Raw genomic sequence first — 26,065 nt, forward strand, 5'->3', positions numbered from 1 at the left:
ACCAACGTCCGAAAAGGCCTGGCCGTTGACCAAGGCGTCAGACAGTTGCATGTTGCGTTGCTTTTCACTCAGTATAGAATCTAACAGGCAGAGCGCAATCAGGAATTACAGCCTCACCCGTTTTGCTCAAGACACTCGTACAAGGCGACATACGCTTGAGTCAACTTGTGTTTTGGATCCAGCTGGATCAACGGTTTGGCCAGCTGATGCGACTCTCGCACAATCACAGAGCTGCCCAGATAGGCTGGCAGAACCGGCAAACCATCCTGAGCCAGCGTCTCTACCAACTGGCGCGGCAAGGTCGCACGTGGCTGAAACTGGTTCACGATAATGCCTTCCACCTGCAAATCGGCGTTATGGTCTTCCTGCAGTTCTTTGACATTGGCCAGCAGGTTATACAAGGCCTGATGCGAGAACGCATCGCAGTCAAACGGAATCAGGCATCGATCTGCCGCAATCAGGGCAGAACGGGTATAGAAGTTCAACGCTGGCGGCGTATCAATATAGATACGGTCAAACTCGCTCTCCAGCTCTTCCAGTGTTGATTTGAGTTTGTAGATTTTGTAGCGGGCTTCGAGCTTGTCCTCCAAATCCGCCAACCGCGGGCTGGAAGGCAGCACAGACAGGTTTTCGAACGGCGAGGCGTGAACAAACGCATTGGCCGGCTTGGCAAACATGCTCACATTCAGTACCTGCTCAAACAGGTCGGCCAGATGATTGGTGGCATCTGTTGCCGCAGCCCCCAGCAGATAGTGGCTCGCATTACCTTGCGGGTCCAGATCCACCACCAGTGTCCGCAAGCCGCGGGCGGCACTGACAGCCGCCAGATTACACGTAATGGTGGATTTGCCTACGCCACCCTTCTGGTTAAAAATCACTCTGCGCATATTCTGTTTCCTTGTGGAGGATATCTGATCGCCCCGACCCGGCGCGCTGCAAAACGGCCCGATCCAACCCCTGAACAATCCATAATTGCTGCAGTGCATTATTGAAGAAAGCGGACAGAACCGCAATCTAATCATTCATAAACCCGGCATAAAACAGCCAAAACCGGTTTTTATGGATAAAAAGCGAACAGAGGCATGGTCAAACCCATCCCCTGTCGGGCAAAATATGCATTGTCATCCTAAAGTATTGAACCATGGTCTCTGTCGCACACCCGCTCGCCAACGCTGATGCTCAGCTTCCTGCACAACTCATGGCAGAGCTGGAACAGCTATGCGCACGCTTTGATGGCACCGAACAGAGAACCATCCGGGCCGCTGCCGATATTGCCAAAGCGCTGTATCAGGCCCGGTTACACCCCATCACCAACTTACCGCTACTGCAGCATGCCATGGCCACAGCGGTCATGGTGGCTAACCTCAAGCTGGACCATGAGGCCATTGCGGCAACCCTGCTGTTTGCCACGCCCGACTATCTGGTGAACTGGGAAGAAACCCTGGCCGACTTCGGGCCGGACATCCTGCGCCTGATCGACGGCATTACCAAAGTAAGGCAATTGCCGCTGCTGGCTGGCGACCATCTGGCCGACCCGAAAATTGCCAGTCGCCAGATCGAAATCATGCGCAAGATGATGCTGGCCATGGTCGAAGACGTGCGCGTGGTGCTGATCAAATTATCCTGGCGCGCCCAGACCATGCACGGCCTCAAGTATGCGGATGCAGACACGCAACGCTTTGTCGCCCGGGAAACCATGGACCTGTTTGCACCGCTGGCCAACCGGCTTGGCGTGTGGCAGGTCAAATGGGAGCTGGAAGACCTGTCCTTCCGCTATCTGGAACCCGACCGCTACAAGAAAATCGCCAGTCTGCTGGACGAAAAACGCCTGCAGCGTGAAGCCTATATTACCGAGGTCCTGAGCCTCTTGCGCAAAGAGCTAGCCGATGCTGGCATCGAGGGTGATGTAGCGGGTCGCCCCAAGCACATCTACAGTATCTGGCGCAAAATGCAGAAAAAACGTCTGGAGTTCAACGAACTCTACGACATCCGCGCCGTGCGTATTCTGGTACACAGCATCAAGGATTGTTATAGCGTACTGGGGATTGTCCACCACCTGTGGCGACCGATCCCGGGCCAGTTTGACGACTACATCTCCCACCCCAAAGGCAACTTTTACCGTTCCTTGCATACGGCCGTCATCGGACCGCAGGAAAGGGGTATGGAAGTACAGATCCGCACCTTCGAGATGCACCAGCACGCCGAAATGGGCGTGGCAGCCCATTGGCGCTATAAAGAAGGTGGGCACCAGGATAACGGCTACGAAGAAAAAATTGCCTGGTTGCGCCAGCTATTGGCTTGGCGTGACGAAATCAGTCAGGAAAATGCCGAGCAGGATACTCAGCCCGAGATTGCAGAGCAGTTCAAGAACGAACTGTTCCAGGACACCGTGTATGTGCTGACCCCGCAAGGCCGCGTCGTCGATTTGCCAGGCGGCGCCAGCCCGATCGACTTCGCCTACCATTTGCATACCGATCTCGGGCATCGCTGCCGTGGCGCCAAGGTCAACGGGCACATTGTGCCCCTGTCTTATGCTCTGCAAAACGGGGATCGGGTCGAAATCCTGGCGGCCAAAGATGGTGGCCCCAGCCTGGACTGGCTACGGCATGGCATGCTCAAAAGCAGCAAAGCCATCGCCAAAGTCCGTCAATGGCTCAAGCAACAACATCAGGATGTCCTGATCGAACAAGGCAAGCAGCTCTTCGAGAAAACCAGGCTTAAAGCCCACCCGGGGCCAATGGAACTGGAAAAAATCGCCGAGAAACTCAACTTCAGAAAACTGGATGATCTGTACGCCGCGTTGGGTCGTGGTGAGCTCGGGCCCAAGCTGTTGTCGGAAGCCATGCAGGAAATCCCGCAAACACCGACATCCATCGAGGTTACGGCAGAAGCGTTGGTTCGAGAAAGCCGTGTCAGTTCACACCAGCAAGGTATCCTGATCGAAGGCGTCGATAACCTGATGACCATGCTGGCGAAGTGCTGCAAGCCCGTCAAAGGAGATGCCGTCGTGGGCTTTGTCACCCGTGGCAGGGGCATCTCCATCCACCGGCAAGGCTGCAAGACACTGGAACGTCTGGCTGCCAAGGACGCCGAGCGCTTGATCTCTGCCAACTGGGGCGAATTCAAGGATGGCCGCTTCCCGGTCGATATCCTGGTCGAAGCACAAGACCGGCCGGGACTGTTGCGTGACGTGTCAGAGGCCTTCAGCCGGGACAAATGCCATATCACGGCAGCTCAAACCCTGTCCCGTAATACAGAAGCCAGTCTGCGTTTCACGGTCGAAATCATGGATCATGCACAGTTGCGGCAGATATTGGCGCATCTGGCCAATGTCCCGGGCGTCACCAAGGCCGTGCGCCGGAGCATCTGAGCTGTAGTAACCTCTGGTGATATGTTGTAATTACCCCGAAACCAGCCAAAACGTGGGCTGCACGCTCAGGTTTTGCTGGTGACGTTTGTTGTATCTCCGCTACAATGCGAACCAGCATGCAATTTACCGAACTAGCTCTAAGCGAAGAAATCATGCGCGCCATTACCGATCAAGGGTATGACGCGCCGACTCCCATCCAGGCCGCCGCGATTCCCGTGGTGTTGGCCGGTCACGATCTGCTGGCCGCCGCACAAACAGGAACAGGAAAAACGGCTGCATTTACCCTGCCGATGCTGAACAAGCTCCGGCCGTATGGTAATACCAGCCCTTCCCCTGCCAGACATCCGGTTCGTGCCGTTATCCTGACCCCCACACGTGAATTGGCTGACCAGGTGTTTGCCAATGTCCAGAGCTACAGCAAATATTTGCCGCTCCGTTCCACCGTGATTTTTGGTGGCATGACGATGGACCCGCAAACCCAGGCACTGCGCGCCGGCGTCGAAGTTGTTGTCGCCACGCCAGGCCGCTTGCTGGATCACGTCGGTCAAAAGAATATCAATCTGGGCCAGGTAGAGTTTCTGGTACTGGATGAAGCAGACCGCATGCTGGACATGGGCTTTATCAATGATATCAAGCGCATCATGGCCCTGATGCCCGCCAAGCGACAAACCCTGCTCTTCTCGGCGACTTTCTCGCCAGAAATCAAGGCACTGGCAGACCAGTTGTTGCGTCATCCCGAAGTGATCGAAGTCGCCAGACAGAACACGACGGCAGAGAACGTCACCCAATTGCTGTACAAAATCGAAGAATCCCAGCGCTATCGCCTGCTGCAAAAACTGCTCAAGCATCATGAAATGAAGCAGGTGCTGGTCTTTACACGTACAAAGCAAACGGCGGAGCGCCTGTCACGCCAATTGGTCAAAGACCGTATTTCAGCTGTCTCCATTCATGGCGATAAAGTACAGTCAGCCCGTCTGGAAGCACTCGCCGCCTTCAAGGAAGGCCGTGCAACCGTGATGGTAGCAACGGATGTGGCCGCGCGCGGCATTGATATTGACCAGCTTCCGCACGTCATCAACTACGAACTGCCAGGCTCACCCGAAGACTACGTCCACCGGATTGGCCGAACAGGTCGTGCGGGTGCCAGCGGTGCAGCCATTTCGTTTGCCACGCCGGATGAAGAAAAGCAGCTGCAAGGCATCGAAAAGCTGATTCGCCAGCAGTTAAAAGTTGGCAACGCCAATGAATTGCTGTCTGCCTACAGCAACAATCATCGTGTCAGCGCACCTTTGCCGACTTCAAGGCCTCTGCCTTCGTCAGCACTAGCCCTCATCCCTGGGCGTGCCGGCCGGCCACGGGAAATTCCAGCCCTGTTCTTGCCACCAAAGCAAGCCATGGCAACCCAGGTCGTGATTGCGGAAGACAGCGCAACAACCGCTACCTCGTAATATTCATCTACGCGACAGCGGCTGGCCTATACCTTGCCAGCCGCTTCCAGTACCGCCCATTCTTCATCCGAATACAAACGCGACCGGGTCAGGAACCTGACTCCTTCAGAGCCTTCCAGCGAAAACATCCCGCCCCTGCCGGTCACCACATCAATGATCAGATGGGTATGCTTCCAGTACTCGAACTGCGATTTGCCGATATAGAACTTCGCACCGCCAATCTCGCCCAGCAACACATCACTGTCCCCCACCATAAACTCCCCTTCCGGGAAACACATCGGTGCACTGCCATCACAACAACCACCCGACTGGTGAAACATCAGCGGTCCATGCTTGGCCCTTAGCCGGTCGATTAGCGCCAATGCAGCCTCGGTAGCACTGACCTGGGTTACCTCACTCATCACGTTGCTCCTGAAAAAATGGCGTATCCCATGCATGGGATACGCCAAAGTCACTGCCAGCATCCTGAAAGGGGTGCGCGTCATGCACACAGACGCATGACGCTGCCTCCTATTTAGAAGAAACCCAATGGGCTTTCGCTGTAGCTTACCAACAGGTTCTTGGTCTGTTGGTAATGGTCCAGCATCATTTTGTGTGTTTCGCGGCCAATCCCGGACTGCTTGTAACCACCAAATGCCGCATGGGCTGGGTAAGCATGGTAACAGTTGGTCCATACACGGCCTGCCTGGATGCCGCGCCCCATGCGGAAAGCGGTATTCATGTCACGAGACCAGACACCGGCGCCAAGGCCGTAGAGGGTGTCATTGGCGATAGACAAGGCTTCGGCTTCGTCTTTAAAGGTGGTGACAGAAACCACCGGCCCGAAGATCTCCTCCTGGAACACGCGCATCTTGTTGTGGCCGGCAAATACGGTAGGCTTGATGTAATAACCGCCAGCCAGATCACCTTCCAGATTGGCGGCAGAACCCCCTGCCAACACTTTCGCGCCTTCCTGACGGCCAATGTCCAGGTAAGACAGGATTTTCTGCATCTGTTCGTTGGATGCCTGTGCACCAATCATGGTGTCTTTGTCCAGCGGGTTGCCTTGCTTGATGGCGGCAACACGGGTCAACACGCGGTCCATGAACTGGTCGTAGATGGATTCATGCACCAGCGCACGGGACGGGCAGGTACATACCTCACCCTGGTTCAGTGCAAACAGGACAAACCCTTCAATGGCTTTATCCAGATAGCCATCATCCTTGGCCATCACGTCAGGGAAGAAGATATTAGGCGATTTGCCACCCAGCTCCAGCGTCACAGGGATCAGGTTCTGTGCTGCATATTGCATGATCAGACGGCCAGTGGTGGTTTCACCGGTAAATGCAATTTTGGCGATACGGCTATTGGATGCCAGCGGTTTGCCTGCTTCCAGGCCAAAACCGTTCACAATGTTCAGCACGCCTTTTGGCAGCAGGTCTTGAATCAGCTCCGCCAGAATCAGGATAGACACAGGTGTCTGTTCGGCTGGCTTCAGCACCACACAGTTACCCGCAGCCAGTGCCGGCGCCACTTTCCATGCTGCCATCAAAATCGGGAAGTTCCATGGAATGATCTGCCCCACCACACCCAGCGGCTCATGGAAGTGGTAAGCATAGGTATTATGATCCACTTCACCGATAGAACCTTCTTGTGCCCGGATACACGCAGCAAAATAGCGGAAGTGATCAATCGCCAGAGGAATATCTGCCGCCATGGTTTCGCGGATCGGTTTGCCGTTATCCCAGGTTTCGGCCGTGGCCAGCAACTCCAGATTGGCTTCCATGCGGTCAGCAATCTTGTTGAGTACATTGGCGCGCTCGGTGGTCGATGCTTTGCCCCAGGCATCTTTGGCAGCATGCGCAGCATCCAGCGCCAGTTCGACATCAGCGGCATTGGAACGAGGAATCTCACAGAACGCCTTGCCGGTAACCGGTGTGATGTTTTCAAAATACTCACCGCTCAATGGCGCCATCCACTCACCATTAATGAAGTTGCCATAACGGGTTTTGAAAGGAACTTTAAAACCATACTGCCCAGGAACGATAATAGACATGGTGACATCTCCTCTTGAATTATTGGTGTTTAGCGAACGCGACAATTGCATTCCGCATGCCATGTATATTGCACGATGCGTGCCAGCCACCTGCCACGCTGCATCGCAACATGCACACCATCAAGCCAGTAAAAGGGATAATTTTTTTATACGTTGCAACGCAATAACCAGTTAGCCAACTAAGCATGCAAGCGTGTTACCCATTGGAGGAAAATCACACTGTCGCATGTCGCAAATTGCGACATGCGCTGCGACAGCCTGTGCGACAGTCAGACAAAACGAGGGTAAATTTCACTCGCCCCCATGCAGACAATGCGCTACATTAAGAGGATAACGACACTAAAATAAGCCGAACGGCAAGAGGAGTACACGCAGATGCCCGCTGCTGGAGCACCATCGAGTAGTGCCATCAAAAAGGCGCGATATCAGTTCTTCGAAAAAGGAGAAATCCCGTCCTCCATTCCAGGGTCCATCGCCCGCTCCTGGCAGCGGTGTGCAGCCTTGGGTTTGCCTGCGGATACCGCCTCGGCATCCCCTTTAACCCGCTATGAACTGGACATTGCCAAAGAGCGAAGCGAATATCTGCTCAAACTGGCAGAACCGGAGCTAGACTCCCTCGGCGCCAGTGTCTCCGATACCCATAGCCTGATCCTGCTCACAGATGCCGACGGGCTGATTCTTGATCGTCGCGGTCATGCGGGTTTTCTGAAAAAAGCAGAACAGGTCGCCTTGCAACCCGGTGTTAAATGGGACGAGGCCGACAAAGGCACCAATGCCATCGGCACGGCCCTGGCAGAAAGAAGCCTCGTTGAAGTACTGGGTGCACAACATTACCTGCAGCCCAATCAGGTCCTCTCCTGTACCGCTTCCCCCATCATGACCCCGCAGGGAGAACTTGCAGGAGTACTGGATATTTCGGGTGACGCCAGACTGCCGCAAAACCATGCCAGAGGGCTGGTACAACTTGCGGTCAATCAGATAGAACATCGCTGGTTTGCAGAACAAGCCGTCCACCATGTCCAGCTGCGCTTTCACGCCAACCCGGCGCTGATAGGCACGCCACAAGAAGGCATACTGCTGTGCGATCAGGACAAGATCATCTCCGCCAACCGCATCGCTCGGCAACTCTTGCAAATACAGCAGCATCAGCTCGGCCACCTCAAACTCACCGATCTGTTTCTCGACCATATCCGGCCAGCCGCAATTGCTTATACCATCCGCTACCTTGACGGACACAAATACTATGCACTGTGCACCGAGCCGCAAGAAAAACCGGTAACGACGCTTCGCCCGTCTGGCAACCTCCAATCCAGAAAGCCTGCCCCTGCCGGCGTCTATTGGGATGCTGCCAGCCAGGCACAGCTGGCCAAAGCCATCCGGGCCGTGAACGCAGAAATTCCGGTACTGGTACTGGGAGAAACCGGCACCGGCAAAGAGATGTTCACCAGAGCCTTGCATGCGGCCAGCAACCGGAACCACATGCCATTCGTGGCCATCAATTGCGCAGCCATTCCCGAAGGCCTCATCGAAGCAGAACTGTTTGGTTATGAAGAAGGTGCTTTTACCGGTGCCAAACGTAAAGGCTCCTTGGGCAAATTAAAAGAAGCCAATGGCGGCATTCTGTTCCTGGATGAAATCGGCGATATGCCCCTGTCGCTGCAAGCTCGGTTATTACGGGTGCTGCAAGACAAAGAAGTCACGCCACTGGGCGGCGGCAAAGCCAGCCCGGTAGACTTTGTCCCCGTCTGCGCCACTCATCACGATCTACAAAAAGAGGTCGAAGCAGGCAGCTTCAGGGCAGATTTGTATTACCGACTGCAACATTTCATGGTCAGACTGACCCCGGTCAGAGAGCGAGCTGAACTCCCGGTCCTGCTGGATACCATTTTTCAGGCAAGTGGTGCACAACAGCGTAACATTCGCCTGTCACCGGCAGCAAGAGCCCAACTACTGACCTATGCATGGCCAGGCAATGCAAGAGAGCTAGCCAACCTGCTCAAGACCCTGACAGCCCTGGCAGATGATCATACCGAAATTCTTGTCGAAGACCTGCCACTACATATCCAGCAGCAGATGCCACCGAGCCAGCAAGCTTCCGCGTCTGCTGACCAATCGCTATCTGCCATCGCCAGCCAGCGCATCCAGGATGCTCTGCAGCAGAATAACGGCAATATCAGTGCCACGGCCAAACAATTGGGCATCCATCGCAGTACCCTGTACCGCATGAAACAAAAACAGACAGAAACCGATCAATGAACCCACCCCTACCAACCACCCTCGAGCACATCAGCGTTGAGCCAGAAACCAAAGTCTTGTCCAAGGTCAGTGCCCCAATGCCCACACTGCAGCCAGGTCAGATTCTCATCAAGGTTGCGGCAGCAGGCGTCAATCGCCTTGACTGGCTGCAAAGACACGGCCACTATCCCGTCCCGGCCACAGACAGCGACATCCTCGGTCTGGAGGTAGCAGGTGAAGTGATAGCTATAGCACCAGATGTTCCCGATGACTGGCTTGGCCACCACGTATGCGCGCTGGTCGCTGGCGGCGGCTATGCAAGCCATGCGGTTGCTCACACATCGCTGTCTTTCCCGATCCCGGAACATTGGGCAACCGAAGATTGCGCCTCCTTGCCGGAAGCATGCCTGACCATCTGGAATACCCTGTTCCGTCTAGGCCGCCTACAAAAAGGTGAGACCGTGCTGATCCACGGCGGCAGCAGCGGCATTGGCGTCTACGCAATCCAGATACTCAAAGCCTTGGGACACACCGTCATCACCACAGCAGGCAGTGAAGAAAAATGTCATGCCTGCCTGCAACTGGGTGCCGATATTGCCATCAACTATAAAACCCAGTCGTTTTCTGCAGTCTTGCGCCAAAAGCACATTCTGGTAGACGTTGTACTCGATATGGTGGGTGGAGAATACATCCAGCAGGACATCGACTGTATGAATCAGGATGGAAGAATCATTCTGATCGCCTTTCAGGCAGGCAGAAAAGCAGAAATAGACCTCGCAAAGCTGCTCGGAAAACGTATCCAGCTCATCGGCTCCACCTTAAGGTCGCTTTCCTTACCCGAAAAAGCAGACATAGCCAGACAAGTACAACACACCATTTGGCCATTACTGGCTGCGCAACAAGTCCGTCCGGTAATAGCCAAGCGCATAAAACTTGAAAATGTTGAAGAAGCGCATGCTATATTAGAAATACATGATCATATTGGTAAGTTATTACTGCTTCCATAACAACACTAAGTCGGTAAGACCATGTTAAAAGAATCATTACCAAACCTGCATGCATGGGTACTCTATCTGGAGAACTTCCAGATACCGATTCTCCCCAAAACAGCAGAGGCCCTTCAAAGCATGGCGCCAGATGCCGATCATGTCACCGCCAAACTGTTGTCCGATGCCATTCTGCATGACCCATTCATGACAGTAAAAGTCATCCGGCATCTGCAGGAGCGGCGCAGCAACAGTCAAAGATCTGAAATCACCACGGTTGCTCACGCCATCATGATGCTTGGCGTAATTCCCTTTTTCAGAAATTTTCAGAACCAGCCCACGCTGGATAACGCGCTAGCCAATTATCCGGAAGCACGTGCAGGCATCAATAATGTACTCATTCGCGCCCGGCTGGCAGCTACCTTTGCATCGGCCTGGGCAAAGGTACGACACGACCTCGAGTCCGATGAGCTCATCATTGCCGCCCTGCTCCATGACATCAGTGAAATGCTGCTTTGGTGCAGCGCCCCTGACTTGGCATGGCAAATTAATACTCAGCTAAAGCGCAATCCCGGCATGAGAAGCCATGTTGCCCAAAAGGCCGTCTTGGGCTTCACGCTGCAAGAGTTGCAGCTTCAGCTCAGTCAAGCCTGGCATCTCCCGGGCATGCTGACCCACTTGATGGATGAAAAACAAGATCAAAAGTCCCCTCGGACACACATAGCCATTCTTGCTACAAGATTAGCAAGACACATTTCAAACGGCTGGGACGACCCGGCTTTACCGGATGATTATCAGGAAGTAGCAACACTACTCAATATGGATGTACAGCTGGTCAAACCCTATCTGGAAAAACTCAGCATCAAAGTCAGCACAGAAATAGACTGGTATACGGCATAAACTGCAAGAAACCACATCGACCAAGTACCCCTATTTCTAAATAAATTGATCTACATCTAAATCTAAACGTCATGAACATGGTCAAATCCACTCCTAAACAAGGAATTTGGTATGCCGATCGAATTATTTAACAATGGCACGCATGCTTGCATGATGTTTACAGACTTGGTAGATGACGAAGCGGATCATGCCATACAGGCAAATCAGTTCCTGATCGTCGACAACGGCCACGGCTGCCTGATCGACCCAGGCGGCAACATGACCTACAACGCACTTCGTATGGCCATGCACGCCCACTTTCAGCCCAATAGCCTTGACTACGTATTCGCCTCACATGCTGATCCGGACATCGTCGCTTCACTCAACAAGTGGCTAATACACACTGATTGCAAAATCGTTGTCTCCAAAATCTGGTCGCGCTTCGTACCACATTTCTGCACCGTCGGCACAACCGAAGGCCGCATCATCCCGATTCCGGATCCTGGCATGCATGTCAAACTGGGCAAAAGCAGAATCGTTGCCATTCCAGCGCATTTCCTGCATTCAGAAGGCAACTTCCAGTTTTACGACGTCACTTCAAAAATCCTGTTTACAGGAGATCTTGGCGCCTCACTGGTTGCACACGAAGACGCAGCAAAGCCAGTAGAAAACTTTGCAGAGCATGTCAAATACATGAAGGGGTTTCACCAACGCTACATGAGCAGCCAGAAAATTCTCCGTTTCTGGGTAAACATGGTACGGCAGTTAGATATTGAATGGATCGTCCCCCAGCATGGGAGACCCTTTAAAGGGCAAGAAATGGTAAATACATTTCTCGACTGGATCGGCGAACTACCCTGTGGCGTAGATATCATGACGCAAAATCACTACCAGATACCATCTGCATGATTGTATTAACACCAGTGCCAGGCAAAAACACGAGTCCTTAACCTGAAGAAATTACACAATAAAAAACCCGCCAAAAGGCGGGTTTTTTATTGGTCAACAAAAGCATTACGCTTCTGAAGAATCCTCAACAGCAACTGCTGTATCAGGACGATCAACCAGCTCAACAATAGCCATTGGTGCATTGTCGCCTTGGCGGAAGCCAAACTTCAAAACACGCAAGTAACCACCGTTACGAGCTTGGTAGCGAGGCCCCAAGACATCAAACAGTTTAGTAACAATATCGCGATCACGAGTGCGGGAGAAAGCCAGACGGCGATTAGCCAAAGAAGGCTTTTTACCCAACGTAATCAACGGTTCAGCCACACGACGCAGTTCCTTGGCTTTAGGCAACGTAGTTTTGATAACTTCGTGCTGCAATAAAGCATTTGCCAAGTTACGTAGCATCGCTTGACGATGGCTGGACGTACGATTTAACTTCCGATTGCCATTACGATGACGCATAATTCAACCTTTTACGCTTTTTCTAAATTAGCTGGCGGCCAGTTTTCAAGCTTAACACCTAGCACAAGACCCTTTGAAGCCAGAACTTCTTTGATTTCATTCAAAGATTTACGGCCCAAATTAGGCGTCTTCAGCAACTCGGTTTCTGTACGCTGAATTAGGTCACCAATATAGTAAATATTCTCTGCTTTCAGGCAGTTTGCAGAACGAACAGTCAATTCCAGATCGTCAACTGGACGAAGCAGAATTGGATCGAACTGCGGAGCTTCTGGCTGAGACACTTCCGTTGTCGTACCTTCCAGATCAGCAAAAATTGACAGCTGATCAACCAAGACACGTGCAGCATAACGAACAGCTTCTTCAGGATCAATCGAACCATTGGTTTCGATATCCATCACCAGCTTATCCAGGTCCGTACGCTGTTCAACACGTGCACTCTCAACAGAGTAGCTAACACGGCGAACGGGACTGAAAGAAGCATCCAGCAACAAACTACCTAAAGCACGAGACTCATCGCCTTTACCACGACTGTATGAAGGCTGATAACCACGGCCAGCCTCTACACGAATCTCCAGTGACAACTTGCCATTAGGTGCCAGATTGGCAATCACATGGTCAGGGTTGATCACTTCAACGTCATGGCTAAGCTGAATATCACCAGCCAACACCGGGCCTTGACCTTCTTTTTTCAAAGTCAAAACCACTGAGTTACGCCCGTGCAATTTGAAAACCACACCCTTCAGGTTCAGCAGGATATCAACGACATCCTCCTGAACACCGTCAAGTGTAGAGTACTCATGCACAACGCCCTCAATTTTGACTTCCGTAGCAGCAAAGCCAGGCATAGAGGACAATAAAATCCGGCGGAGCGAATTACCCAGCGTGTGCCCGTAACCACGCTCAAATGGTTCCATCACTACCTTGGCATGTTCCGCGGTAATGTTTTCCACTTCAATGACACGTGGCTTTAAAAATTCTTGTGCACTGCTATGCATAGTCGATTCCCAGTAATATCCGGATCAATTACTTGGAGTAGTATTCAACCACCAACTGTTCATTGATGTCGCTAGACAACTCAGAACGATCAGGAGCGGTCTTGAACACACCTTCCATTTTCTTCGAATCAACAGATACCCATGAAGGGAAACCGATTGACTCAGCCAAAGAAAGCGCCTCAACAATACGAGTTTGTTTCTTGGACTTTTCACGAATAGCAACAACATCATCTGCTTTGATCTGATAAGAAGCGATGTTGACTGATTCACCGTTTACAGTGATAGCTTTATGGCTCACCAACTGACGTGCCTCAGCACGAGTAGAACCAAAGCCCATACGGTAAACTACGTTGTCCAAGCGGCTTTCCAACAATTTCAACAGGTTTTCACCAGTTGAACCTTTACGGCGAGCGGCTTCTTCAAAGTAACGGCGGAACTGGCGCTCAAGCACACCGTAGATACGGCGAATTTTTTGCTTTTCACGCAACTGAACCGCGAAGTCTGATTGACGCTGACCACTCTTCTGACCATGTTGGCCAGGAGCGACATCAATCTTGCATTTTGAATCAATAGAGCGACGAGCACTCTTCAAAAACAGGTCAGTGCCTTCCCGGCGGGAAAGTTTACACTTAGGACCAATATACCTTGCCACGAATATTCTCCAATCGAATTATGATTAGATGCGACGCTTTTTCGGCGGACGGCAACCATTATGAGGCACCGGCGTCACGTCTGAAATGCTAGTGATTTTGAAGCCCAGTGCATTCAATGCACGAACTGCAGATTCACGACCAGGACCAGGGCCCTTGATACGCACTTCAAGATTTTTAACTCCATACTCCTGAGCAACTTTACCAGCATGCTCAGCAGCAACCTGTGCAGCAAAAGGCGTACTCTTACGAGAGCCTTTAAAACCAGCACCACCAGCAGTAGCCCAGGAAAGAGCATTCCCTTGACGATCTGTAATAGTGATGATTGTATTATTGAAAGATGCGTGAACGTGCACGATACCTTCAGCAACACTCTTTTTGACTTTTTTGCGCACTCGCGCAGTAGAAGCCTTAGCCATGAGTAATCCTTAACTGATCAATTACTTCTTGTTAGCAATAGGCTTGCGCGGACCTTTACGGGTACGAGCATTGGTACGTGTACGCTGACCACGAACCGGCAAACCACGACGATGACGCATACCACGGTAGCAACCTAAGTCCATCAGGCGCTTAATGCTCATCGTGATTTCACGGCGCAAATCACCTTCAACAGTGAATTTGCCCACTTCATCACGAAGCTTTTCCATGTCAGCATCGCTAACATCTTTCATTTTGGTGTTGTACGCAACACCAGCCTTATCACAAATCAAGCGAGCACGAGTACGACCAACGCCATAAATGGCAGTCAGCGCGATCTCGGCATGCTGATGATTCGGAATATTTACACCTGCAATACGGGCCATGAATCACCCCACGAAAAATCAGAGATTATATACAAACATGCAAGCCTAGGTCAAATTAACCTTGGCGTTGCTTGTGCCGAGGATCGCTGCAAATCACACGAACAACACGATTGCGGCGAATAATTTTGCACTTGCGGCAAATTTTTTTTACTGAAGCTTGAACGCGCATGATAAACCTTACTTAAAATGCCAAATTTACTTAGCCCGAAATGTGATCCGCGCCTTAGTCAGATCATACGGAGTCAACTCAACGGTAACCTTATCACCTGGCAAAATCTTGATGTAATGCATCCGCATTTTGCCAGAAATGTGTCCCAGGATAATGTGGCCGTTTTCCAACTTTACCCGGAACGTTGCATTAGGAAGGTTTTCGATAACCTCCCCTTGCATCTGGATTGTTTCTTCCTTTGCCATAACCACTAACCTGTAGTATTAATTTGCGCCTTTGAAGTTGGCTTTCTTCAAAAGACTTTCATACTGCTGTGACATAACATGAGCTTGAACTTGCGCCATGAAATCCATAGAAACAACAACGATGATCAGCAATGACGTACCACCGAAGTAGAACGGCACACTAAACTGACTCATCAGGATTTCAGGCAGCAAACAAACTGCTGTAATGTACAACGCACCAATTAGTGTCAAACGCAGGATTACAGCTTCAATGTATCTACCAGTCTGCTCGCCAGGGCGAACACCCGGCAAAACAGCACCACTCTTCTTCAGGTTGTCAGCAGTTTCTTTTGGGTTAAACACTAGAGCAGTGTAAAAATAACAAAAGAAAATAATCGTTGCCGAGTACAACACCATATGAAGTGGCTGACCTGGAACCAGCATCGCCGACAAGTCTTTAAGCCAATAAAACTTCTCGTTCGATCCAAAGAAACCAGCAATAGTCGCAGGGAATAGCAAGATGCTAGAAGCAAAAATTGGAGGAATCACACCAGCCATATTCAGCTTTAACGGCATATGGCTAGACTGGCCCTGCATGATACGATTGCCAACTTGTCTTCTTTGATAATTGACAACCAGTTTTCGCTGACCACGCTCCACAAAAACAACAAACGCGATAATGCCAAAAACAATTGCAACCAAAAGAATAACGAACAATGCAGACATTGAACCTTGACTAACTAGCGTCAAGGTATGGCCGATTGCTGCTGGCAATCCTGAAACAATACCAGCTGTAATAAGTACAGAAATACCGTTGCCCAATCCACGCTCGGTGATCTGCTCACCAAGCCACATCAAGAACATAGTGCCGGTCACAAGAGCCACAACAGTCGTCATGTAAAACTCAAACTTTCCGACCATCACAAGCCCAGGCTGCTTGTAAAGCATGACGGCAATACCAAAACTCTGGAATCCGCCTAAAACCAATGTTGCAAAACGTGTGTATTGGGTAACTTTCCTACGACCCGCTTCACCGTCTTTCTTCAGCTCTTTCAGCTGCGGCAGGATTTCTGCAGCAAGCTGAAAGATGATAGAAGCAGAGATGTAAGGCGTAATCCCAAGCGCAAAAACTGTAAATCTGGAAAGAGCACCGCCTGAGAACATGTTAAACATGTCCAACAAGCCGCCACGCTGAGAGTCAAACAGTTTTGCGAGCGCATCAGGGTTTACACCAGGCACAGGTATGTGTGCACCAATACGGTAAACAATTAATGCACCCAGCAAAAACAGCAGGCGGCTTTTTAAATCAGCAAACTTACCAGAAACAGCAGAAAGCGGATTGGTTGAAGTCATAGACTAGTCTTACTCAGCAATGGAACCACCAGCTGCTGTAATAGCAGCTGCGGCACCTTCGGTAGCCAAAATGCCAGAAAGTTTGTAGGCACGATCAACTGCACCTGACAAAATCAGCTTAGCACCTTTAGCACGACCTGATACCAGACCAGCTTGCTTCAGTACCAACAAATCAACATCAGTAACTGGGAGCAGTGCCAATTCAGACAGACGCACTTCAACAACATCATTACGAGTCAATGAGTTAAAGCCACGTTTTGGCAGACGACGTTGCAAAGGCATCTGACCGCCTTCGAAACCGACTTTATGGAAGCCACCTGCACGAGATTTCTGACCTTTATGGCCACGACCAGCCGTTTTGCCCAAGCCGCTACCGATACCACGACCCACACGGCGTTTGGCATGTTTAGCGCCTTCTGCTGGCTTAATTGTGTTCAAAAACATGTTAGCCCTCACACTTAAGCAGATAATGGACTTTGTTGATCATGCCACGGTTTTCTGGTGTATCGATAACTACTGAAGAGCTACCAACACGGCGAAGACCCAAACCACGCACACATGCGCGGTGAGACTCAAGGCGACCAATCAAACTCTTGACCAAAGTTACCTTGATCGTTTTCTTGTCAGTCATTTTATTACCCCAAAATCTCTTCAACTGTCTTGCCACGCTTAGCAGCAATTTCAGATGGAGTTGACATTGCCAACAGACCATTGATCGTGGCACGAACTACGTTGTATGGATTGGTTGAACCATGACATTTCGCAGAAACGTTATGTACACCCATCACCTCAAAAACAGCGCGCATTGCACCACCTGCCTTGATACCAGTACCCTCAGGAGCTGGTTGAATCAACACATGAGTTGCACCATGACGGCCAACTACTGGATGGTTAAAGGTACCATTTTTCATGCTGATCTTGACCATTTTGCGACGTGCTTCTTCCATCGCCTTTTGGACAGCCACAGGCACTTCTTTTGATTTGCCTTTACCCATACCAATGCCACCATCACCGTCACCAACAACGGTCAAAGCCGCAAAACCCAAGATCCGTCCACCCTTCACCACTTTGGTGACACGGTTGACAGATACCATTTTTTCACGCAAACCTTCGTTGCGATCTTCCAATTCTACTTTGGCCATGATTACCCCTAATTAGAATTCAAGACCATTGGCGCGTGCAGCATCAGCCAGTGCTTTAACACGGCCATGATACTGAAAGCCAGAACGATCGAATGCAACTTTGGTTACACCAGCAGCTTTTGCTTTTTCAGCAATACGCTGACCAATAACTTCAGCAGCCTTGATGTTTCCACCATTCGCCAATGCATCACGCAAATCTTTATCAAGTGTAGAAGCTGAGGCAAGAACGCTAGCGCCATCAGCAGCAATAACTTGAGCATAGATATGCGAATTAGAACGATACACCGTCAGGCGAATCTGCTTCTGATCTGCAATGCGCGCACGAGTCTTAAGTGCACGGCGCAGACGAGACTGTTTCTTATCCATGACCAGGTCCTAATTATTTCTTTTTGGTTTCTTTAATAACCACAACTTCGTCAGCATAGCGAACACCCTTGCCTTTATATGGCTCAGGAGAACGATAAGCGCGAATTTCAGCTGCGGCTTGACCGATTTGCTGCTTGTTCGCCCCTTTCAGAAGAATCTCTGATTGAGTAGGGGTTTCAGCTTTAACACCTTGAGGCAAGGTATAAGCAACAGGATGTGAAAAACCCAGTGTCAGGTTCAAAACATCACCGGCGGCCTGGGCACGATAACCCACACCAACCAGCTGAAGTTTCTTCTCAAAACCTACGCTAACACCTTTAACCATGTTAGCCACTAGCGCACGCAATGTACCAGACATTGCACGTGCATGTTTTGTCTCTTCTGCGGCAGCAAAAACAAGCTCGGATTCAACTTGTTCAATCTTGACCACACCGGTCAGAGGTTGAACCAGAGATCCTAGCGGACCTTTAACTGTAATATCAGTTGCAGTAACGGCAACCGAAACGCCAGCAGGCAATGCAACAGGGTTTTTAGCAACACGTGACATATTTGACTCTCCTTACGCCACGATACACAACAGTTCGCCGCCAACGCCATTAGCGCGAGCCTTGCGATCAGTCATTACACCCTTAGATGTGGAAACAATCGCCACACCAAGACCATTCATTACTGATGGAATATCGCCGTTGCCTTTATAGATACGCAGACCAGGTTTAGAAACCCGCTCAATACGTTCAATAACAGGACGACCAGCATAATAGCGCAGCTCAATATTCAGCGTGCGCTTATTACCAGCTTCTTCAGAAACATTAAAGCCGTCGATATAACCTTCATCCTTCAGTACAGCAGCAATAGCAGCTTTTAATTTTGAAGAAGGCATTGCAACCACTTCTTTGCCAGCTTGCTGCGCATTCCGGATGCGAGTCAGCATATCCGCAATCGGATCACTCATACTCATTTGCAGTTACCTCGCTTACCAACTTGCCTTAGTCAGGCCAGGAATCTCACCACGGAAAGCAACTTCACGCAGTTTATTTCTTGCCAGACCAAATTTACGGAACACACCACGTGAGCGGCCAGTCAATTGACAGCGATTACGCTGACGAACAGGACTAGAATTGCGTGGAAAACCTTGAAGTTTTACACGAGCAGCAAAACGCTCTTCGTCACTTAGTGAGTTGTTATTAATAATCTCAAACAGAGCTGCACGTTTGGCTGCAAATTTTGCAACCAGTTTGGCACGCTTCAGTTCGCGATTAATCAAAGCCATCTTAGCCATGACAACCTCAATTCTTGAATGGGAAACGGAATGCAGCTAACAAAGCGCGAGCTTCATCATCTGTTTTAGCCGTTGTTGTTATAGTGATATTCATACCACGCAAAGCATCGATCTTATCGTAATCGATCTCTGGGAACATGATCTGTTCCTTAACGCCCATATTGTAGTTGCCGCGACCATCAAATGATTTTGCAGAAACACCACGGAAGTCACGAATACGAGGCATGGCAATCGTCACCAGACGATCCAGAAATTCGTACATGCGCTCACGACGCAGCGTTACTTTACAACCAACCGGATAGTTATCACGAATCTTGAAGCCAGCAATAGACTTCTTAGACAATGTGATAACAGGCTTTTGACCAGCCAGTTTTTGCATATCGCCAACTGCAAACTCAATAACTTTTTTGTCAGCAACAGCTTCGCCAACACCCATATTGAGCGTAATTTTCTCAATACGAGGAACTTCCATCACCGACTTGTAGCCAAACTGTTTTACCAGTTCTGGCACAATCGCTGACTTGTAGTAATCATACAAACGAGCCATCTTTACGCCCCAACCTGTTCGCCACTAGACTTAAAGACACGGACTTTTTTGCCATCATCCAGAAGCTTGAAGCCAACACGGTCGGCTTTCTGGGTAGCAGCATTAAAAAGTGCCACGTTAGAGACATGCAAAGGCAGCTCCATAGCAACGATACCACCTGCAACACCTTTAACAGGGTTCGGTTTTACGTGCTTCTTAGCAACATTTACACCCTCAACAACCACATAACCATTGTCAAGCACAGACTTAACAACGCCACGCTTACCCTTGTCTTTGCCAGCGATGACTACCACTTCATCACTTTTACGGATTTTTTGCATGGTAACCCCTTAAATTACTTCCGGAGCCAGCGAAACAATTTTCATGAAGCGTTCTGTACGCAACTCACGCGTAACTGGCCCGAAAATACGAGTACCGATTGGCTCTAGCTTGTTGTTTAACAACACAGCAGCATTTCCATCAAAACGAACCAAGGAACCGTCTGGACGACGAACACCCTTAGCCGTACGTACAACTACAGCATTGTAGACATCACCCTTCTTAACACGGCCACGCGGAGCCGCATCTTTGATGGAAACCTTAATGATGTCACCAATGGTTGCGTAACGACGCTTAGAGCCGCCCAACACTTTGATACACATAACGGAGCGTGCACCAGTGTTGTCAGCAACATCTAGCTTGCTTTGCATTTGGATCATGATTTAAAACTCCAACTTATTCCGGTTGCGTTATTGCATTCGGCTAGTTTTGGACCCGTTAAAGGGAAGTGGCGCGAAATCGCGCCACAAGGAACCAGCATTCTATCGCAACCGAAAGATGCTTGCAACAACTAAATTAACGAGCTTTTTCGATCAGCTCTTTAACTCGCCAAGTTTTAGTTTTTGACAATGGGCGACTCTCTTCGATCACCACCACATCACCAATACCAAACTCATTATTCTCGTCATGGGCATGGTATTTCTTTGAAAGACGAATAACCTTGCCATAAAGAGGATGCTTTACGCGACGTTCGACCAAAACCGTAACAGTTTTGTCCATCTTGTCGCTTACAACACGTCCGGTCAGCGAGCGGATAATTTTAGTATCACTCATGACTTAAACCGCCTTTTGCTTAAGAACTGTGCGTACACGTGCGATATCACGGCGTACTTTGCGCAGCTCACTTGTTTTTGCCAATTGCTGTGTAGCATGTTGCATACGCAGACCGAACTGCGCTTTCAACAATGACAACAGCTCTTCTTGCAACTCAGCGGCACTCTTCGCGCTCAAATCAGAAGCTTTCATTATTGCCCCACCATTCTGACCACAAAGGTCGTAGAGAAAGGTAGCTTGGCAGCAGCCAGGCGGAACGCCTCACGTGCCAACTCTTCACTAACGCCATCCATCTCGTACAAGACTTTACCTGGCTGAATCTCAGCTACCCAATATTCTGGACTACCCTTACCGTTACCCATACGGACTTCGGCAGGTTTAGAAGAAATCGGCTTATCTGGAAACACGCGAATCCAGATACGACCACCACGCTTGATATGACGAGTCATAGCACGACGGGCCGCTTCGATCTGACGCGCAGTCAAACGACCACGGCCAGTTGCTTTCAGACCAAACTCACCAAAACTGACACTTGCACCACGGGTAGCAAGACCAGTATTGCGGCCTTTCTGTTGCTTACGATATTTCGTTCTAGTTGGTTGCAGCATGTTTAGCCCCCGACTTGCGTGATTTCTTCTCTGGCTCAACTGCTGGCGCAGCTACCTGCTGAGAATTGCTATCACCTTTATATACCCACACCTTGATACCAATGATACCGTAGGTGGTTTTGGCTTCAGAAGTTGCGTAATCAATATCAGCACGCAAAGTATGCAGAGGCACACGACCTTCACGATACCATTCGGTACGTGCAATATCGATCCCGTTCAAACGACCGGAACTCATGATCTTGATACCCTGTGCACCAAGACGCATAGCATTTTGCATGGCGCGCTTCATGGCACGACGGAACATAACACGCTTCTCAAGCTGAGAGGCAATGTTATCAGCGATCAACTGAGAATCAATTTCAGGCTTGCGAACTTCTTCGATATTTACATGCACAGGCACGCCCAGCAATTTTTGCAGGTCGGCGCGCAGCACTTCAATATCTTCGCCTTTTTTACCAATCACAACACCAGGACGTGCGCTATGAATCGTAATCTTGGCGTTCTTTGCAGGACGCTCAATGATAACTTTAGAAACGGCAGCATGCGCCAATTTCTTTTTCAGATACTCACGAACCTTGATGTCTTCATTTAACATCGTGCCGAAATTACGGCTGTTGGCGTACCACTTGGATGACCAATTTTTGGTAACTGCCAGCCGGAACCCGGTTGGATGGATTTTCTGTCCCATGGCTTTTCCTTATTCACCAACAGTTAGCGTAACGTGACATGTTTGCTTCTCGATACGGTTGCCACGACCCTTGGCACGTGCAGAGAAGCGCTTCAGAGAAGGCCCTTTGTCAACGTAGATCGTAGTAACTTTCAGTGTATCGATGTCAGCACCTTCATTGTGCTCTGCATTAGCAATTGCAGACTCCAACAAAGCACGAATTAGTGTTGCGCCTTTCTTCGGTGAAAACTGAAGAATATTTAAAGCCTGGTCCACAGATTTGCCACGAACCAAGTCAGCCACCAGTCGGCATTTTTGCGCAGACAAGCGGGCATTTTTTAGTACAGCAGAAACTTGCATATTACCCCCTTAACGCTTTGCTTTTTTATCGGCAGCATGACCTTTAAATGTGCGAGTCAAAGCGAACTCACCCAATTTGTGGCCAACCATATTTTCGTTTACATAAACAGGCACATGTTGACGACCATTGTGCACTGCAATTGTCAAACCCACGAAGTCCGGCAGAATGGTTGAGCGGCGTGACCATGTTTTGATCGGGCGCTTGTCATTAGTCGAACGCACGGTTTCCACTTTCTTCAGCAGATGGCCATCGACAAATGGGCCCTTCTTAATAGAACGTGCCATGTGAATTACCCTTTATTCGAATAACGACGACGCACAATCATATTAGAAGTGCGTTTATTGCTGCGAGTACGCAGACCCTTGGTCTTCTGACCCCATGGGCTAACTGGGTGACGACCTGCAGCAGTTTTACCTTCACCACCACCATGCGGGTGATCGACCGGGTTCATAGCAACACCACGAACGGTCGGGCGAATACCACGCCAGCGAATTGCACCGGCCTTGCCATATGAACGCAGGTTATGCTCTTCATGACCAACTTCACCGATAGTTGCACGGCAGTCCACGTGAACCTTGCGGATTTCACCAGAGCGCAAACGAAGCTGAGCATACACACCTTCACGAGCCAGCAACTGAACAGAAGTACCGGCTGACCGAGCAATTTGCGCGCCTTTACCTGGTTTCATTTCAACGCAGCAAATAGTGGTACCTACAGGAATATTACGCAACGGCAATGCATTACCAGTCTTGATTGGGGCCTCTGAGCCACTAACCAGTTGCGCACCAACTTTAAGGCCTTTGTTTGCAATCACATAGCGACGCTCACCGTCGGCGTAGCACAACAGCGCAATGTGCGCTGTACGGTTTGGATCGTATTCAATACGCTCGACCTTTGCTGGCACACCATCTTTATTGCGACGGAAGTCAATAACACGGTAGTGTTGCTTGTGGCCACCACCCATGTGACGGGTAGTGATATGACCGTTATTATTACGACCAGCTGTCTTGGACTTGCTTTCCACAAGCGCAGCATGTGGACGACCCTTGTACAGCTCTGGCGTTACAACCTTAACAACTGCACGACGGCCGGCAGATGTTGGCTTAACTTTAACGATAGGCATTTATAGCTCCTTATTCGCCGGCCGCGAAGTTGATTTCTTGACCAGGTTTCAGGCTGACAAACGCCTTTTTCCAGTCCTTACGGCGACCAACAGTGCGGCCAAAGCGCTTTTGCTTGCCTTTCATGTTGACAACCTGAACTGACTCAACCTGCACCTTGAACAGCAGTTCAACTGCTGCTTTAATCTCTGGTTTAGTCGCATCTGTAGTTACTTTGAAAACTACCTGCTCGTGCTTTTCAGCCAAACGAGTACTTTTCTCAGAAATCTGTGGCGCAAGCAAAACCTGATACAAACGTTCTTGACTTAGGCTCATGCTAACAACTCCTCAAAACGCTTAACGGCTTCACGTGTCAGCACAACCTTATCAAAACGCACCAGGCTCACCGGATCCGCTTCACGGACTTCCAGAACCAAGGCATTTGCAACATTGCGAGATGACAAGAACAGGTTCTCGTCAATCTGATCAGCCACCAACAACGCACTTTCAAGACCCATGGCCTTTAGCTTGCCAGCGAAAATCTTGGTCTTAGGCGCATCTACATTCAGCGCATCCAACACGACCAAACGCTCTTCACGCACCAACTGTGACAAGATGGCAGCCAAGCCGGCGCGATACATCTTGCGGTTCACTTTGTGTGTAAAGTTCTCATCTGGGGAGTTAGGGAAAATCTTACCACCGCCACGCCAAATCGGGCTTGACGCCATACCAGCACGAGCACGGCCAGTACCCTTTTGACGGAAAGGCTTGCGAGTTGACTTAGCAATCTCACTACGACCCTTCTGCGCACGATTTCCTGAGCGACCATTAGCCCGATATGCAGTAACAACCTGATGCACCAAGTCCTCGTTATAATCACGAGCAAACAAAGCATCTGAAGCTGTCAGCGTACCAACAACGGCACCAGTTTCATTAATGACCTTCAATTCCATTATGCACCTGCCTTCACACTTGGACGCACAACAATACGGCCATCTTTCGCACCAGGCACTGCACCTTTAACCAGCAGCAACTGACGCTCAACATCAATACGCACAACCTCAAGGCACTGAACAGTGCGCTTTACGTTACCGTATTGACCAGCCATCCGTTTACCAGGAAACACGCGACCAGGATCTTGCGCCTGACCAATAGAACCCGGAGTATTGTGTGACACAGAGTTACCGTGTGATGCACGGTTAGAACTAAAGTTATGGCGTTTGATAACACCAGAAAAACCCTTACCCTGACTAGTACCAGATACATCAACCAGCTGGCCAGGTGTAAAAATCTCTACAGACAACATTTGGCCTGGCTGAAAAGCCGCCAATTCATCTGCCTTAACAGTAAACTCAACCAAATCACGCGCAGCCTCAACACCAGCCTTAGCAAAATGACCAGACAATGCCTTATTGACACGACTAGCCTTTTGCTCACCTGATGCGATCTGCAACGCTGAATAACCATCGGTTTCCAGCGTTTTGATTTGCGCGACGCGGTTCTTTGACAAGTCCAGCACAGTCACTGGAATGGACGCACCATCCTCAGCAAATACACGGGTCATGCCAACCTTGCGACCGACAAGTCCTAAACTCATAATAATTTCCTTTTCAGGCTCGGTTACGATTGACCGAATAAAGAAAAACGGGCTCACCATAACAGTGAGCCCGTCATTCTAACAGAATTTCAAGTTATTGCAACTTGATTTCCACATCTACACCAGCAGGAAGATCCAGCTTCATCAGTGCATCAACAGTTTTGTCTGTTGGATCAACAATGTCCATCAAGCGCATATGAGTACGAATCTCAAACTGATCGCGAGAGGTCTTGTTAACGTGCGGTGAACGCAGCACATCGAAACGCTCGATCTTAGTAGGCAAAGGAACCGGCCCTTTAACCACAGCACCTGTGCGTTTTGCTGTATCAACGATTTCCTGCGCTGAACGGTCAATCAGTTGATAATCAAAAGCTTTAAGGCGAATACGAATTTTTTGGTTTTGCATTAAGATATCCTCAATTATTCGATGATCTTAGCAACCACACCCGCGCCAACGGTACGACCGCCTTCACGGATAGCGAAACGCAGACCGTCTTCCATCGCGATTGGCGCAATCAGGGCAACTTTGATTGACACGTTATCGCCTGGCATCACCATTTCTGTACCTTCTGGCAATTCTACTGCACCGGTCACGTCTGTGGTACGGAAGTAGAACTGTGGACGGTAGCCATTGAAGAATGGTGTATGACGACCACCTTCATCTTTAGACAGCACGTAGATCTCTGCGCTGAATTTTGTGTGTGGGTTGATAGAACCTGGCTTAGCCAAAACCTGGCCACGCTCTACGT

Annotated in this window: 39 protein-coding genes; 6 read left to right on the top strand and 33 right to left on the bottom strand. The window is 50.0% G+C overall.

Translation table 11 applies throughout. From position 1 onward, the window contains the following. Positions 1-113: 113 nt before the first annotated feature. A complete protein-coding gene (locus F552_RS0100690) occupies positions 114-887 on the bottom strand; it encodes a ParA family protein (RefSeq protein WP_018149786.1) in 774 nt (257 codons plus the stop codon). 254 nt (positions 888-1,141) lie between these two features. Here F552_RS0100690 and F552_RS0100695 point away from each other — a divergent pair, with 254 nt between their 5' ends. Together F552_RS0100695 and F552_RS18130 are read left to right on the top strand one after the other, a co-directional pair. Beyond that, positions 1,142-3,370 carry a RelA/SpoT family protein gene (locus F552_RS0100695; protein WP_018149787.1) on the top strand — a complete coding sequence of 743 codons (2,229 nt, stop codon included), beginning with the start codon at positions 1,142-1,144 and terminating at the stop codon, positions 3,368-3,370. A gap of 116 nt (positions 3,371-3,486) precedes the next feature. Further along, the gene (locus F552_RS18130; RefSeq protein WP_156802185.1) at positions 3,487-4,818 is read left to right on the top strand and encodes a DEAD/DEAH box helicase; all 1,332 of its coding nucleotides are present in this window, start codon (positions 3,487-3,489) and stop codon (positions 4,816-4,818) included. Between the two features lie 26 nt (positions 4,819-4,844). Here the strand turns inward: F552_RS18130 and F552_RS0100705 are convergent, their stop codons facing one another. Both F552_RS0100705 and adh read right to left on the bottom strand, forming a co-directional pair. Next, complete coding sequence (locus F552_RS0100705; RefSeq protein WP_018149789.1) at positions 4,845-5,219, bottom strand: DUF779 domain-containing protein; 375 nt, start codon at positions 5,217-5,219, stop codon at positions 4,845-4,847. Positions 5,220-5,332: 113 nt separating this feature from the next. Continuing rightward, entirely contained in the window at positions 5,333-6,853 is a 1,521-nt protein-coding gene (adh, locus tag F552_RS0100710; protein WP_018149790.1) for an aldehyde dehydrogenase, read from the bottom strand. Between the two features lie 375 nt (positions 6,854-7,228). Here adh and F552_RS0100715 point away from each other — a divergent pair, with 375 nt between their 5' ends. The 4 genes from F552_RS0100715 to F552_RS0100730 all read left to right on the top strand — a co-directional run bounded on the left by F552_RS0100715 (position 7,229) and on the right by F552_RS0100730 (position 11,862). After that, on the top strand, positions 7,229-9,109 hold the full coding sequence (locus F552_RS0100715) for a sigma-54-dependent Fis family transcriptional regulator (RefSeq protein WP_018149791.1): 1,881 nt from the start codon (positions 7,229-7,231) through the stop codon (positions 9,107-9,109). Beyond that, the gene (locus tag F552_RS0100720; RefSeq protein WP_018149792.1) at positions 9,106-10,095 is read left to right on the top strand and encodes an NAD(P)H-quinone oxidoreductase; all 990 of its coding nucleotides are present in this window, start codon (positions 9,106-9,108) and stop codon (positions 10,093-10,095) included. The genes F552_RS0100715 and F552_RS0100720 overlap by 4 nt, the downstream gene beginning before the upstream one ends. A 21-nt stretch (positions 10,096-10,116) precedes the next feature. Further along, entirely contained in the window at positions 10,117-10,974 is an 858-nt protein-coding gene (locus F552_RS18135; protein ID WP_018149793.1) for an HDOD domain-containing protein, read from the top strand. A 111-nt stretch (positions 10,975-11,085) separates the two neighbouring features. Beyond that, the gene (locus tag F552_RS0100730; protein ID WP_018149794.1) at positions 11,086-11,862 is read left to right on the top strand and encodes an oxygen-binding di-iron domain-containing protein; all 777 of its coding nucleotides are present in this window, start codon (positions 11,086-11,088) and stop codon (positions 11,860-11,862) included. Between the two features lie 105 nt (positions 11,863-11,967). Here the strand turns inward: F552_RS0100730 and rplQ are convergent, their stop codons facing one another. From rplQ to F552_RS0100870, 30 genes are all read right to left on the bottom strand, one after another. After that, entirely contained in the window at positions 11,968-12,363 is a 396-nt protein-coding gene (gene rplQ / locus F552_RS0100735) for a 50S ribosomal protein L17 (RefSeq protein ID WP_026182258.1), read from the bottom strand. A gap of 11 nt (positions 12,364-12,374) precedes the next feature. Further along, the gene (locus F552_RS0100740) at positions 12,375-13,358 is read right to left on the bottom strand and encodes a DNA-directed RNA polymerase subunit alpha (protein ID WP_018149796.1); all 984 of its coding nucleotides are present in this window, start codon (positions 13,356-13,358) and stop codon (positions 12,375-12,377) included. A gap of 28 nt (positions 13,359-13,386) precedes the next feature. After that, positions 13,387-14,010 (bottom strand): 30S ribosomal protein S4, encoded by a 624-nt coding sequence (rpsD, locus tag F552_RS0100745; protein ID WP_026182259.1) that lies wholly within the window; start codon positions 14,008-14,010, stop codon positions 13,387-13,389. Between the two features lie 24 nt (positions 14,011-14,034). Beyond that, positions 14,035-14,427 (bottom strand): 30S ribosomal protein S11, encoded by a 393-nt coding sequence (gene rpsK, locus F552_RS0100750; RefSeq protein ID WP_018149798.1) that lies wholly within the window; start codon positions 14,425-14,427, stop codon positions 14,035-14,037. 21 nt (positions 14,428-14,448) lie between these two features. Beyond that, entirely contained in the window at positions 14,449-14,811 is a 363-nt protein-coding gene (rpsM, locus tag F552_RS0100755; protein WP_018149799.1) for a 30S ribosomal protein S13, read from the bottom strand. A 55-nt stretch (positions 14,812-14,866) separates the two neighbouring features. After that, on the bottom strand, positions 14,867-14,980 hold the full coding sequence (gene rpmJ, locus F552_RS20245) for a 50S ribosomal protein L36 (RefSeq protein WP_083917387.1): 114 nt from the start codon (positions 14,978-14,980) through the stop codon (positions 14,867-14,869). A gap of 26 nt (positions 14,981-15,006) precedes the next feature. Next, positions 15,007-15,225 carry a translation initiation factor IF-1 gene (gene infA / locus F552_RS0100760; RefSeq protein WP_018149800.1) on the bottom strand — a complete coding sequence of 73 codons (219 nt, stop codon included), beginning with the start codon at positions 15,223-15,225 and terminating at the stop codon, positions 15,007-15,009. A gap of 18 nt (positions 15,226-15,243) precedes the next feature. Then, a complete protein-coding gene (gene secY, locus F552_RS0100765) occupies positions 15,244-16,557 on the bottom strand; it encodes a preprotein translocase subunit SecY (RefSeq protein WP_018149801.1) in 1,314 nt (437 codons plus the stop codon). Positions 16,558-16,566: 9 nt separating this feature from the next. Then, a complete protein-coding gene (rplO, locus tag F552_RS0100770; RefSeq protein ID WP_018149802.1) occupies positions 16,567-17,001 on the bottom strand; it encodes a 50S ribosomal protein L15 in 435 nt (144 codons plus the stop codon). 1 nt (position 17,002) lies between these two features. Continuing rightward, on the bottom strand, positions 17,003-17,188 hold the full coding sequence (gene rpmD / locus F552_RS20250) for a 50S ribosomal protein L30 (protein WP_083917388.1): 186 nt from the start codon (positions 17,186-17,188) through the stop codon (positions 17,003-17,005). Positions 17,189-17,192: 4 nt separating this feature from the next. After that, the gene (rpsE, locus tag F552_RS0100775; protein WP_018149803.1) at positions 17,193-17,699 is read right to left on the bottom strand and encodes a 30S ribosomal protein S5; all 507 of its coding nucleotides are present in this window, start codon (positions 17,697-17,699) and stop codon (positions 17,193-17,195) included. A 12-nt stretch (positions 17,700-17,711) separates the two neighbouring features. After that, the gene (rplR, locus tag F552_RS0100780; RefSeq protein WP_018149804.1) at positions 17,712-18,065 is read right to left on the bottom strand and encodes a 50S ribosomal protein L18; all 354 of its coding nucleotides are present in this window, start codon (positions 18,063-18,065) and stop codon (positions 17,712-17,714) included. Positions 18,066-18,078: 13 nt separating this feature from the next. Further along, the gene (gene rplF / locus F552_RS0100785; protein ID WP_018149805.1) at positions 18,079-18,612 is read right to left on the bottom strand and encodes a 50S ribosomal protein L6; all 534 of its coding nucleotides are present in this window, start codon (positions 18,610-18,612) and stop codon (positions 18,079-18,081) included. Between the two features lie 12 nt (positions 18,613-18,624). Further along, positions 18,625-19,023, bottom strand: a complete 399-nt coding sequence (rpsH, locus tag F552_RS0100790) for a 30S ribosomal protein S8 (protein WP_026182260.1) — start codon at positions 19,021-19,023, stop codon at positions 18,625-18,627. 15 nt (positions 19,024-19,038) lie between these two features. Beyond that, the gene (gene rpsN / locus F552_RS0100795) at positions 19,039-19,344 is read right to left on the bottom strand and encodes a 30S ribosomal protein S14 (protein WP_018149807.1); all 306 of its coding nucleotides are present in this window, start codon (positions 19,342-19,344) and stop codon (positions 19,039-19,041) included. A gap of 7 nt (positions 19,345-19,351) precedes the next feature. Beyond that, a complete protein-coding gene (rplE, locus tag F552_RS0100800) occupies positions 19,352-19,891 on the bottom strand; it encodes a 50S ribosomal protein L5 (RefSeq protein ID WP_018149808.1) in 540 nt (179 codons plus the stop codon). 2 nt (positions 19,892-19,893) lie between these two features. Beyond that, the gene (gene rplX / locus F552_RS0100805; protein WP_018149809.1) at positions 19,894-20,211 is read right to left on the bottom strand and encodes a 50S ribosomal protein L24; all 318 of its coding nucleotides are present in this window, start codon (positions 20,209-20,211) and stop codon (positions 19,894-19,896) included. A 9-nt stretch (positions 20,212-20,220) separates the two neighbouring features. Next, positions 20,221-20,589 (bottom strand): 50S ribosomal protein L14, encoded by a 369-nt coding sequence (gene rplN, locus F552_RS0100810; RefSeq protein ID WP_018149810.1) that lies wholly within the window; start codon positions 20,587-20,589, stop codon positions 20,221-20,223. 136 nt (positions 20,590-20,725) lie between these two features. Further along, complete coding sequence (gene rpsQ, locus F552_RS0100815; protein ID WP_018149811.1) at positions 20,726-20,983, bottom strand: 30S ribosomal protein S17; 258 nt, start codon at positions 20,981-20,983, stop codon at positions 20,726-20,728. Between the two features lie 3 nt (positions 20,984-20,986). Then, complete coding sequence (gene rpmC, locus F552_RS0100820) at positions 20,987-21,175, bottom strand: 50S ribosomal protein L29 (RefSeq protein WP_018149812.1); 189 nt, start codon at positions 21,173-21,175, stop codon at positions 20,987-20,989. Next, positions 21,175-21,591 (bottom strand): 50S ribosomal protein L16, encoded by a 417-nt coding sequence (rplP, locus tag F552_RS0100825; protein WP_018149813.1) that lies wholly within the window; start codon positions 21,589-21,591, stop codon positions 21,175-21,177. Before rplP ends, rpmC begins: the two co-directional genes overlap by 1 nt. Next, positions 21,575-22,279, bottom strand: coding sequence for a 30S ribosomal protein S3 (gene rpsC / locus F552_RS0100830; RefSeq protein WP_018149814.1), 705 nt, complete (start codon positions 22,277-22,279; stop codon positions 21,575-21,577). Before rpsC ends, rplP begins: the two co-directional genes overlap by 17 nt. A gap of 9 nt (positions 22,280-22,288) precedes the next feature. Continuing rightward, entirely contained in the window at positions 22,289-22,618 is a 330-nt protein-coding gene (rplV, locus tag F552_RS0100835) for a 50S ribosomal protein L22 (protein ID WP_018149815.1), read from the bottom strand. Between the two features lie 9 nt (positions 22,619-22,627). Further along, positions 22,628-22,903, bottom strand: a complete 276-nt coding sequence (rpsS, locus tag F552_RS0100840; RefSeq protein WP_018149816.1) for a 30S ribosomal protein S19 — start codon at positions 22,901-22,903, stop codon at positions 22,628-22,630. Positions 22,904-22,908: 5 nt separating this feature from the next. Continuing rightward, positions 22,909-23,742: a 50S ribosomal protein L2 gene (rplB, locus tag F552_RS0100845; protein WP_018149817.1), complete on the bottom strand. Its 834-nt coding sequence runs from the start codon at positions 23,740-23,742 to the stop codon at positions 22,909-22,911. Between the two features lie 10 nt (positions 23,743-23,752). Then, complete coding sequence (rplW, locus tag F552_RS0100850) at positions 23,753-24,055, bottom strand: 50S ribosomal protein L23 (protein WP_018149818.1); 303 nt, start codon at positions 24,053-24,055, stop codon at positions 23,753-23,755. After that, entirely contained in the window at positions 24,052-24,672 is a 621-nt protein-coding gene (gene rplD / locus F552_RS0100855) for a 50S ribosomal protein L4 (RefSeq protein ID WP_018149819.1), read from the bottom strand. Before rplD ends, rplW begins: the two co-directional genes overlap by 4 nt. Beyond that, positions 24,672-25,316: a 50S ribosomal protein L3 gene (rplC, locus tag F552_RS0100860; RefSeq protein ID WP_018149820.1), complete on the bottom strand. Its 645-nt coding sequence runs from the start codon at positions 25,314-25,316 to the stop codon at positions 24,672-24,674. The genes rplD and rplC overlap by 1 nt, the downstream gene beginning before the upstream one ends. Before the next feature lie 94 nt (positions 25,317-25,410). Beyond that, positions 25,411-25,722 (bottom strand): 30S ribosomal protein S10, encoded by a 312-nt coding sequence (rpsJ, locus tag F552_RS0100865; RefSeq protein WP_018149821.1) that lies wholly within the window; start codon positions 25,720-25,722, stop codon positions 25,411-25,413. Positions 25,723-25,736: 14 nt separating this feature from the next. Then, positions 25,737-26,065, bottom strand: a 329-nt coding sequence (locus tag F552_RS0100870; RefSeq protein WP_018149822.1) for an EF-Tu C-terminal domain-related protein, incomplete at its 5' end; no start/stop codon positions are given.

This window comes from Leeia oryzae DSM 17879, assembly GCF_000376945.1.
Classification (GTDB): Bacteria; Pseudomonadota; Gammaproteobacteria; order Burkholderiales; family Leeiaceae; genus Leeia; species Leeia oryzae.

What these genes read in the sequence shown, in the direction of transcription:
- F552_RS0100690 (WP_018149786.1), bottom strand. Translation starts at nt 887, where the DNA reads ATGCGCAGAGTGATTTTTAACCAGAAGGGTGGCGTAGGCAAATCCACC.
- F552_RS0100695 (WP_018149787.1), top strand. Translation starts at nt 1,142, where the DNA reads ATGGTCTCTGTCGCACACCCGCTCGCCAACGCTGATGCTCAGCTTCCT.
- F552_RS18130 (WP_156802185.1), top strand. Translation starts at nt 3,487, where the DNA reads ATGCAATTTACCGAACTAGCTCTAAGCGAAGAAATCATGCGCGCCATT.
- F552_RS0100705 (WP_018149789.1), bottom strand. Translation starts at nt 5,219, where the DNA reads ATGAGTGAGGTAACCCAGGTCAGTGCTACCGAGGCTGCATTGGCGCTA.
- adh (WP_018149790.1), bottom strand. Translation starts at nt 6,853, where the DNA reads ATGTCTATTATCGTTCCTGGGCAGTATGGTTTTAAAGTTCCTTTCAAA.
- F552_RS0100715 (WP_018149791.1), top strand. Translation starts at nt 7,229, where the DNA reads ATGCCCGCTGCTGGAGCACCATCGAGTAGTGCCATCAAAAAGGCGCGA.
- F552_RS0100720 (WP_018149792.1), top strand. Translation starts at nt 9,106, where the DNA reads ATGAACCCACCCCTACCAACCACCCTCGAGCACATCAGCGTTGAGCCA.
- F552_RS18135 (WP_018149793.1), top strand. Translation starts at nt 10,117, where the DNA reads ATGTTAAAAGAATCATTACCAAACCTGCATGCATGGGTACTCTATCTG.
- F552_RS0100730 (WP_018149794.1), top strand. Translation starts at nt 11,086, where the DNA reads ATGCCGATCGAATTATTTAACAATGGCACGCATGCTTGCATGATGTTT.
- rplQ (WP_026182258.1), bottom strand. Translation starts at nt 12,363, where the DNA reads ATGCGTCATCGTAATGGCAATCGGAAGTTAAATCGTACGTCCAGCCAT.
- F552_RS0100740 (WP_018149796.1), bottom strand. Translation starts at nt 13,358, where the DNA reads ATGCATAGCAGTGCACAAGAATTTTTAAAGCCACGTGTCATTGAAGTG.
- rpsK (WP_018149798.1), bottom strand. Translation starts at nt 14,427, where the DNA reads ATGGCTAAGGCTTCTACTGCGCGAGTGCGCAAAAAAGTCAAAAAGAGT.
- rpsM (WP_018149799.1), bottom strand. Translation starts at nt 14,811, where the DNA reads ATGGCCCGTATTGCAGGTGTAAATATTCCGAATCATCAGCATGCCGAG.
- rpmJ (WP_083917387.1), bottom strand. Translation starts at nt 14,980, where the DNA reads ATGCGCGTTCAAGCTTCAGTAAAAAAAATTTGCCGCAAGTGCAAAATT.
- infA (WP_018149800.1), bottom strand. Translation starts at nt 15,225, where the DNA reads ATGGCAAAGGAAGAAACAATCCAGATGCAAGGGGAGGTTATCGAAAAC.
- secY (WP_018149801.1), bottom strand. Translation starts at nt 16,557, where the DNA reads ATGACTTCAACCAATCCGCTTTCTGCTGTTTCTGGTAAGTTTGCTGAT.
- rplO (WP_018149802.1), bottom strand. Translation starts at nt 17,001, where the DNA reads ATGTTTTTGAACACAATTAAGCCAGCAGAAGGCGCTAAACATGCCAAA.
- rpmD (WP_083917388.1), bottom strand. Translation starts at nt 17,188, where the DNA reads ATGACTGACAAGAAAACGATCAAGGTAACTTTGGTCAAGAGTTTGATT.
- rpsE (WP_018149803.1), bottom strand. Translation starts at nt 17,699, where the DNA reads ATGGCCAAAGTAGAATTGGAAGATCGCAACGAAGGTTTGCGTGAAAAA.
- rplR (WP_018149804.1), bottom strand. Translation starts at nt 18,065, where the DNA reads ATGGATAAGAAACAGTCTCGTCTGCGCCGTGCACTTAAGACTCGTGCG.
- rplF (WP_018149805.1), bottom strand. Translation starts at nt 18,612, where the DNA reads ATGTCACGTGTTGCTAAAAACCCTGTTGCATTGCCTGCTGGCGTTTCG.
- rpsH (WP_026182260.1), bottom strand. Translation starts at nt 19,023, where the DNA reads ATGAGTATGAGTGATCCGATTGCGGATATGCTGACTCGCATCCGGAAT.
- rpsN (WP_018149807.1), bottom strand. Translation starts at nt 19,344, where the DNA reads ATGGCTAAGATGGCTTTGATTAATCGCGAACTGAAGCGTGCCAAACTG.
- rplE (WP_018149808.1), bottom strand. Translation starts at nt 19,891, where the DNA reads ATGGCTCGTTTGTATGATTACTACAAGTCAGCGATTGTGCCAGAACTG.
- rplX (WP_018149809.1), bottom strand. Translation starts at nt 20,211, where the DNA reads ATGCAAAAAATCCGTAAAAGTGATGAAGTGGTAGTCATCGCTGGCAAA.
- rplN (WP_018149810.1), bottom strand. Translation starts at nt 20,589, where the DNA reads ATGATCCAAATGCAAAGCAAGCTAGATGTTGCTGACAACACTGGTGCA.
- rpsQ (WP_018149811.1), bottom strand. Translation starts at nt 20,983, where the DNA reads ATGAGTGATACTAAAATTATCCGCTCGCTGACCGGACGTGTTGTAAGC.
- rpmC (WP_018149812.1), bottom strand. Translation starts at nt 21,175, where the DNA reads ATGAAAGCTTCTGATTTGAGCGCGAAGAGTGCCGCTGAGTTGCAAGAA.
- rplP (WP_018149813.1), bottom strand. Translation starts at nt 21,591, where the DNA reads ATGCTGCAACCAACTAGAACGAAATATCGTAAGCAACAGAAAGGCCGC.
- rpsC (WP_018149814.1), bottom strand. Translation starts at nt 22,279, where the DNA reads ATGGGACAGAAAATCCATCCAACCGGGTTCCGGCTGGCAGTTACCAAA.
- rplV (WP_018149815.1), bottom strand. Translation starts at nt 22,618, where the DNA reads ATGCAAGTTTCTGCTGTACTAAAAAATGCCCGCTTGTCTGCGCAAAAA.
- rpsS (WP_018149816.1), bottom strand. Translation starts at nt 22,903, where the DNA reads ATGGCACGTTCTATTAAGAAGGGCCCATTTGTCGATGGCCATCTGCTG.
- rplB (WP_018149817.1), bottom strand. Translation starts at nt 23,742, where the DNA reads ATGCCTATCGTTAAAGTTAAGCCAACATCTGCCGGCCGTCGTGCAGTT.
- rplW (WP_018149818.1), bottom strand. Translation starts at nt 24,055, where the DNA reads ATGAGCCTAAGTCAAGAACGTTTGTATCAGGTTTTGCTTGCGCCACAG.
- rplD (WP_018149819.1), bottom strand. Translation starts at nt 24,672, where the DNA reads ATGGAATTGAAGGTCATTAATGAAACTGGTGCCGTTGTTGGTACGCTG.
- rplC (WP_018149820.1), bottom strand. Translation starts at nt 25,316, where the DNA reads ATGAGTTTAGGACTTGTCGGTCGCAAGGTTGGCATGACCCGTGTATTT.
- rpsJ (WP_018149821.1), bottom strand. Translation starts at nt 25,722, where the DNA reads ATGCAAAACCAAAAAATTCGTATTCGCCTTAAAGCTTTTGATTATCAA.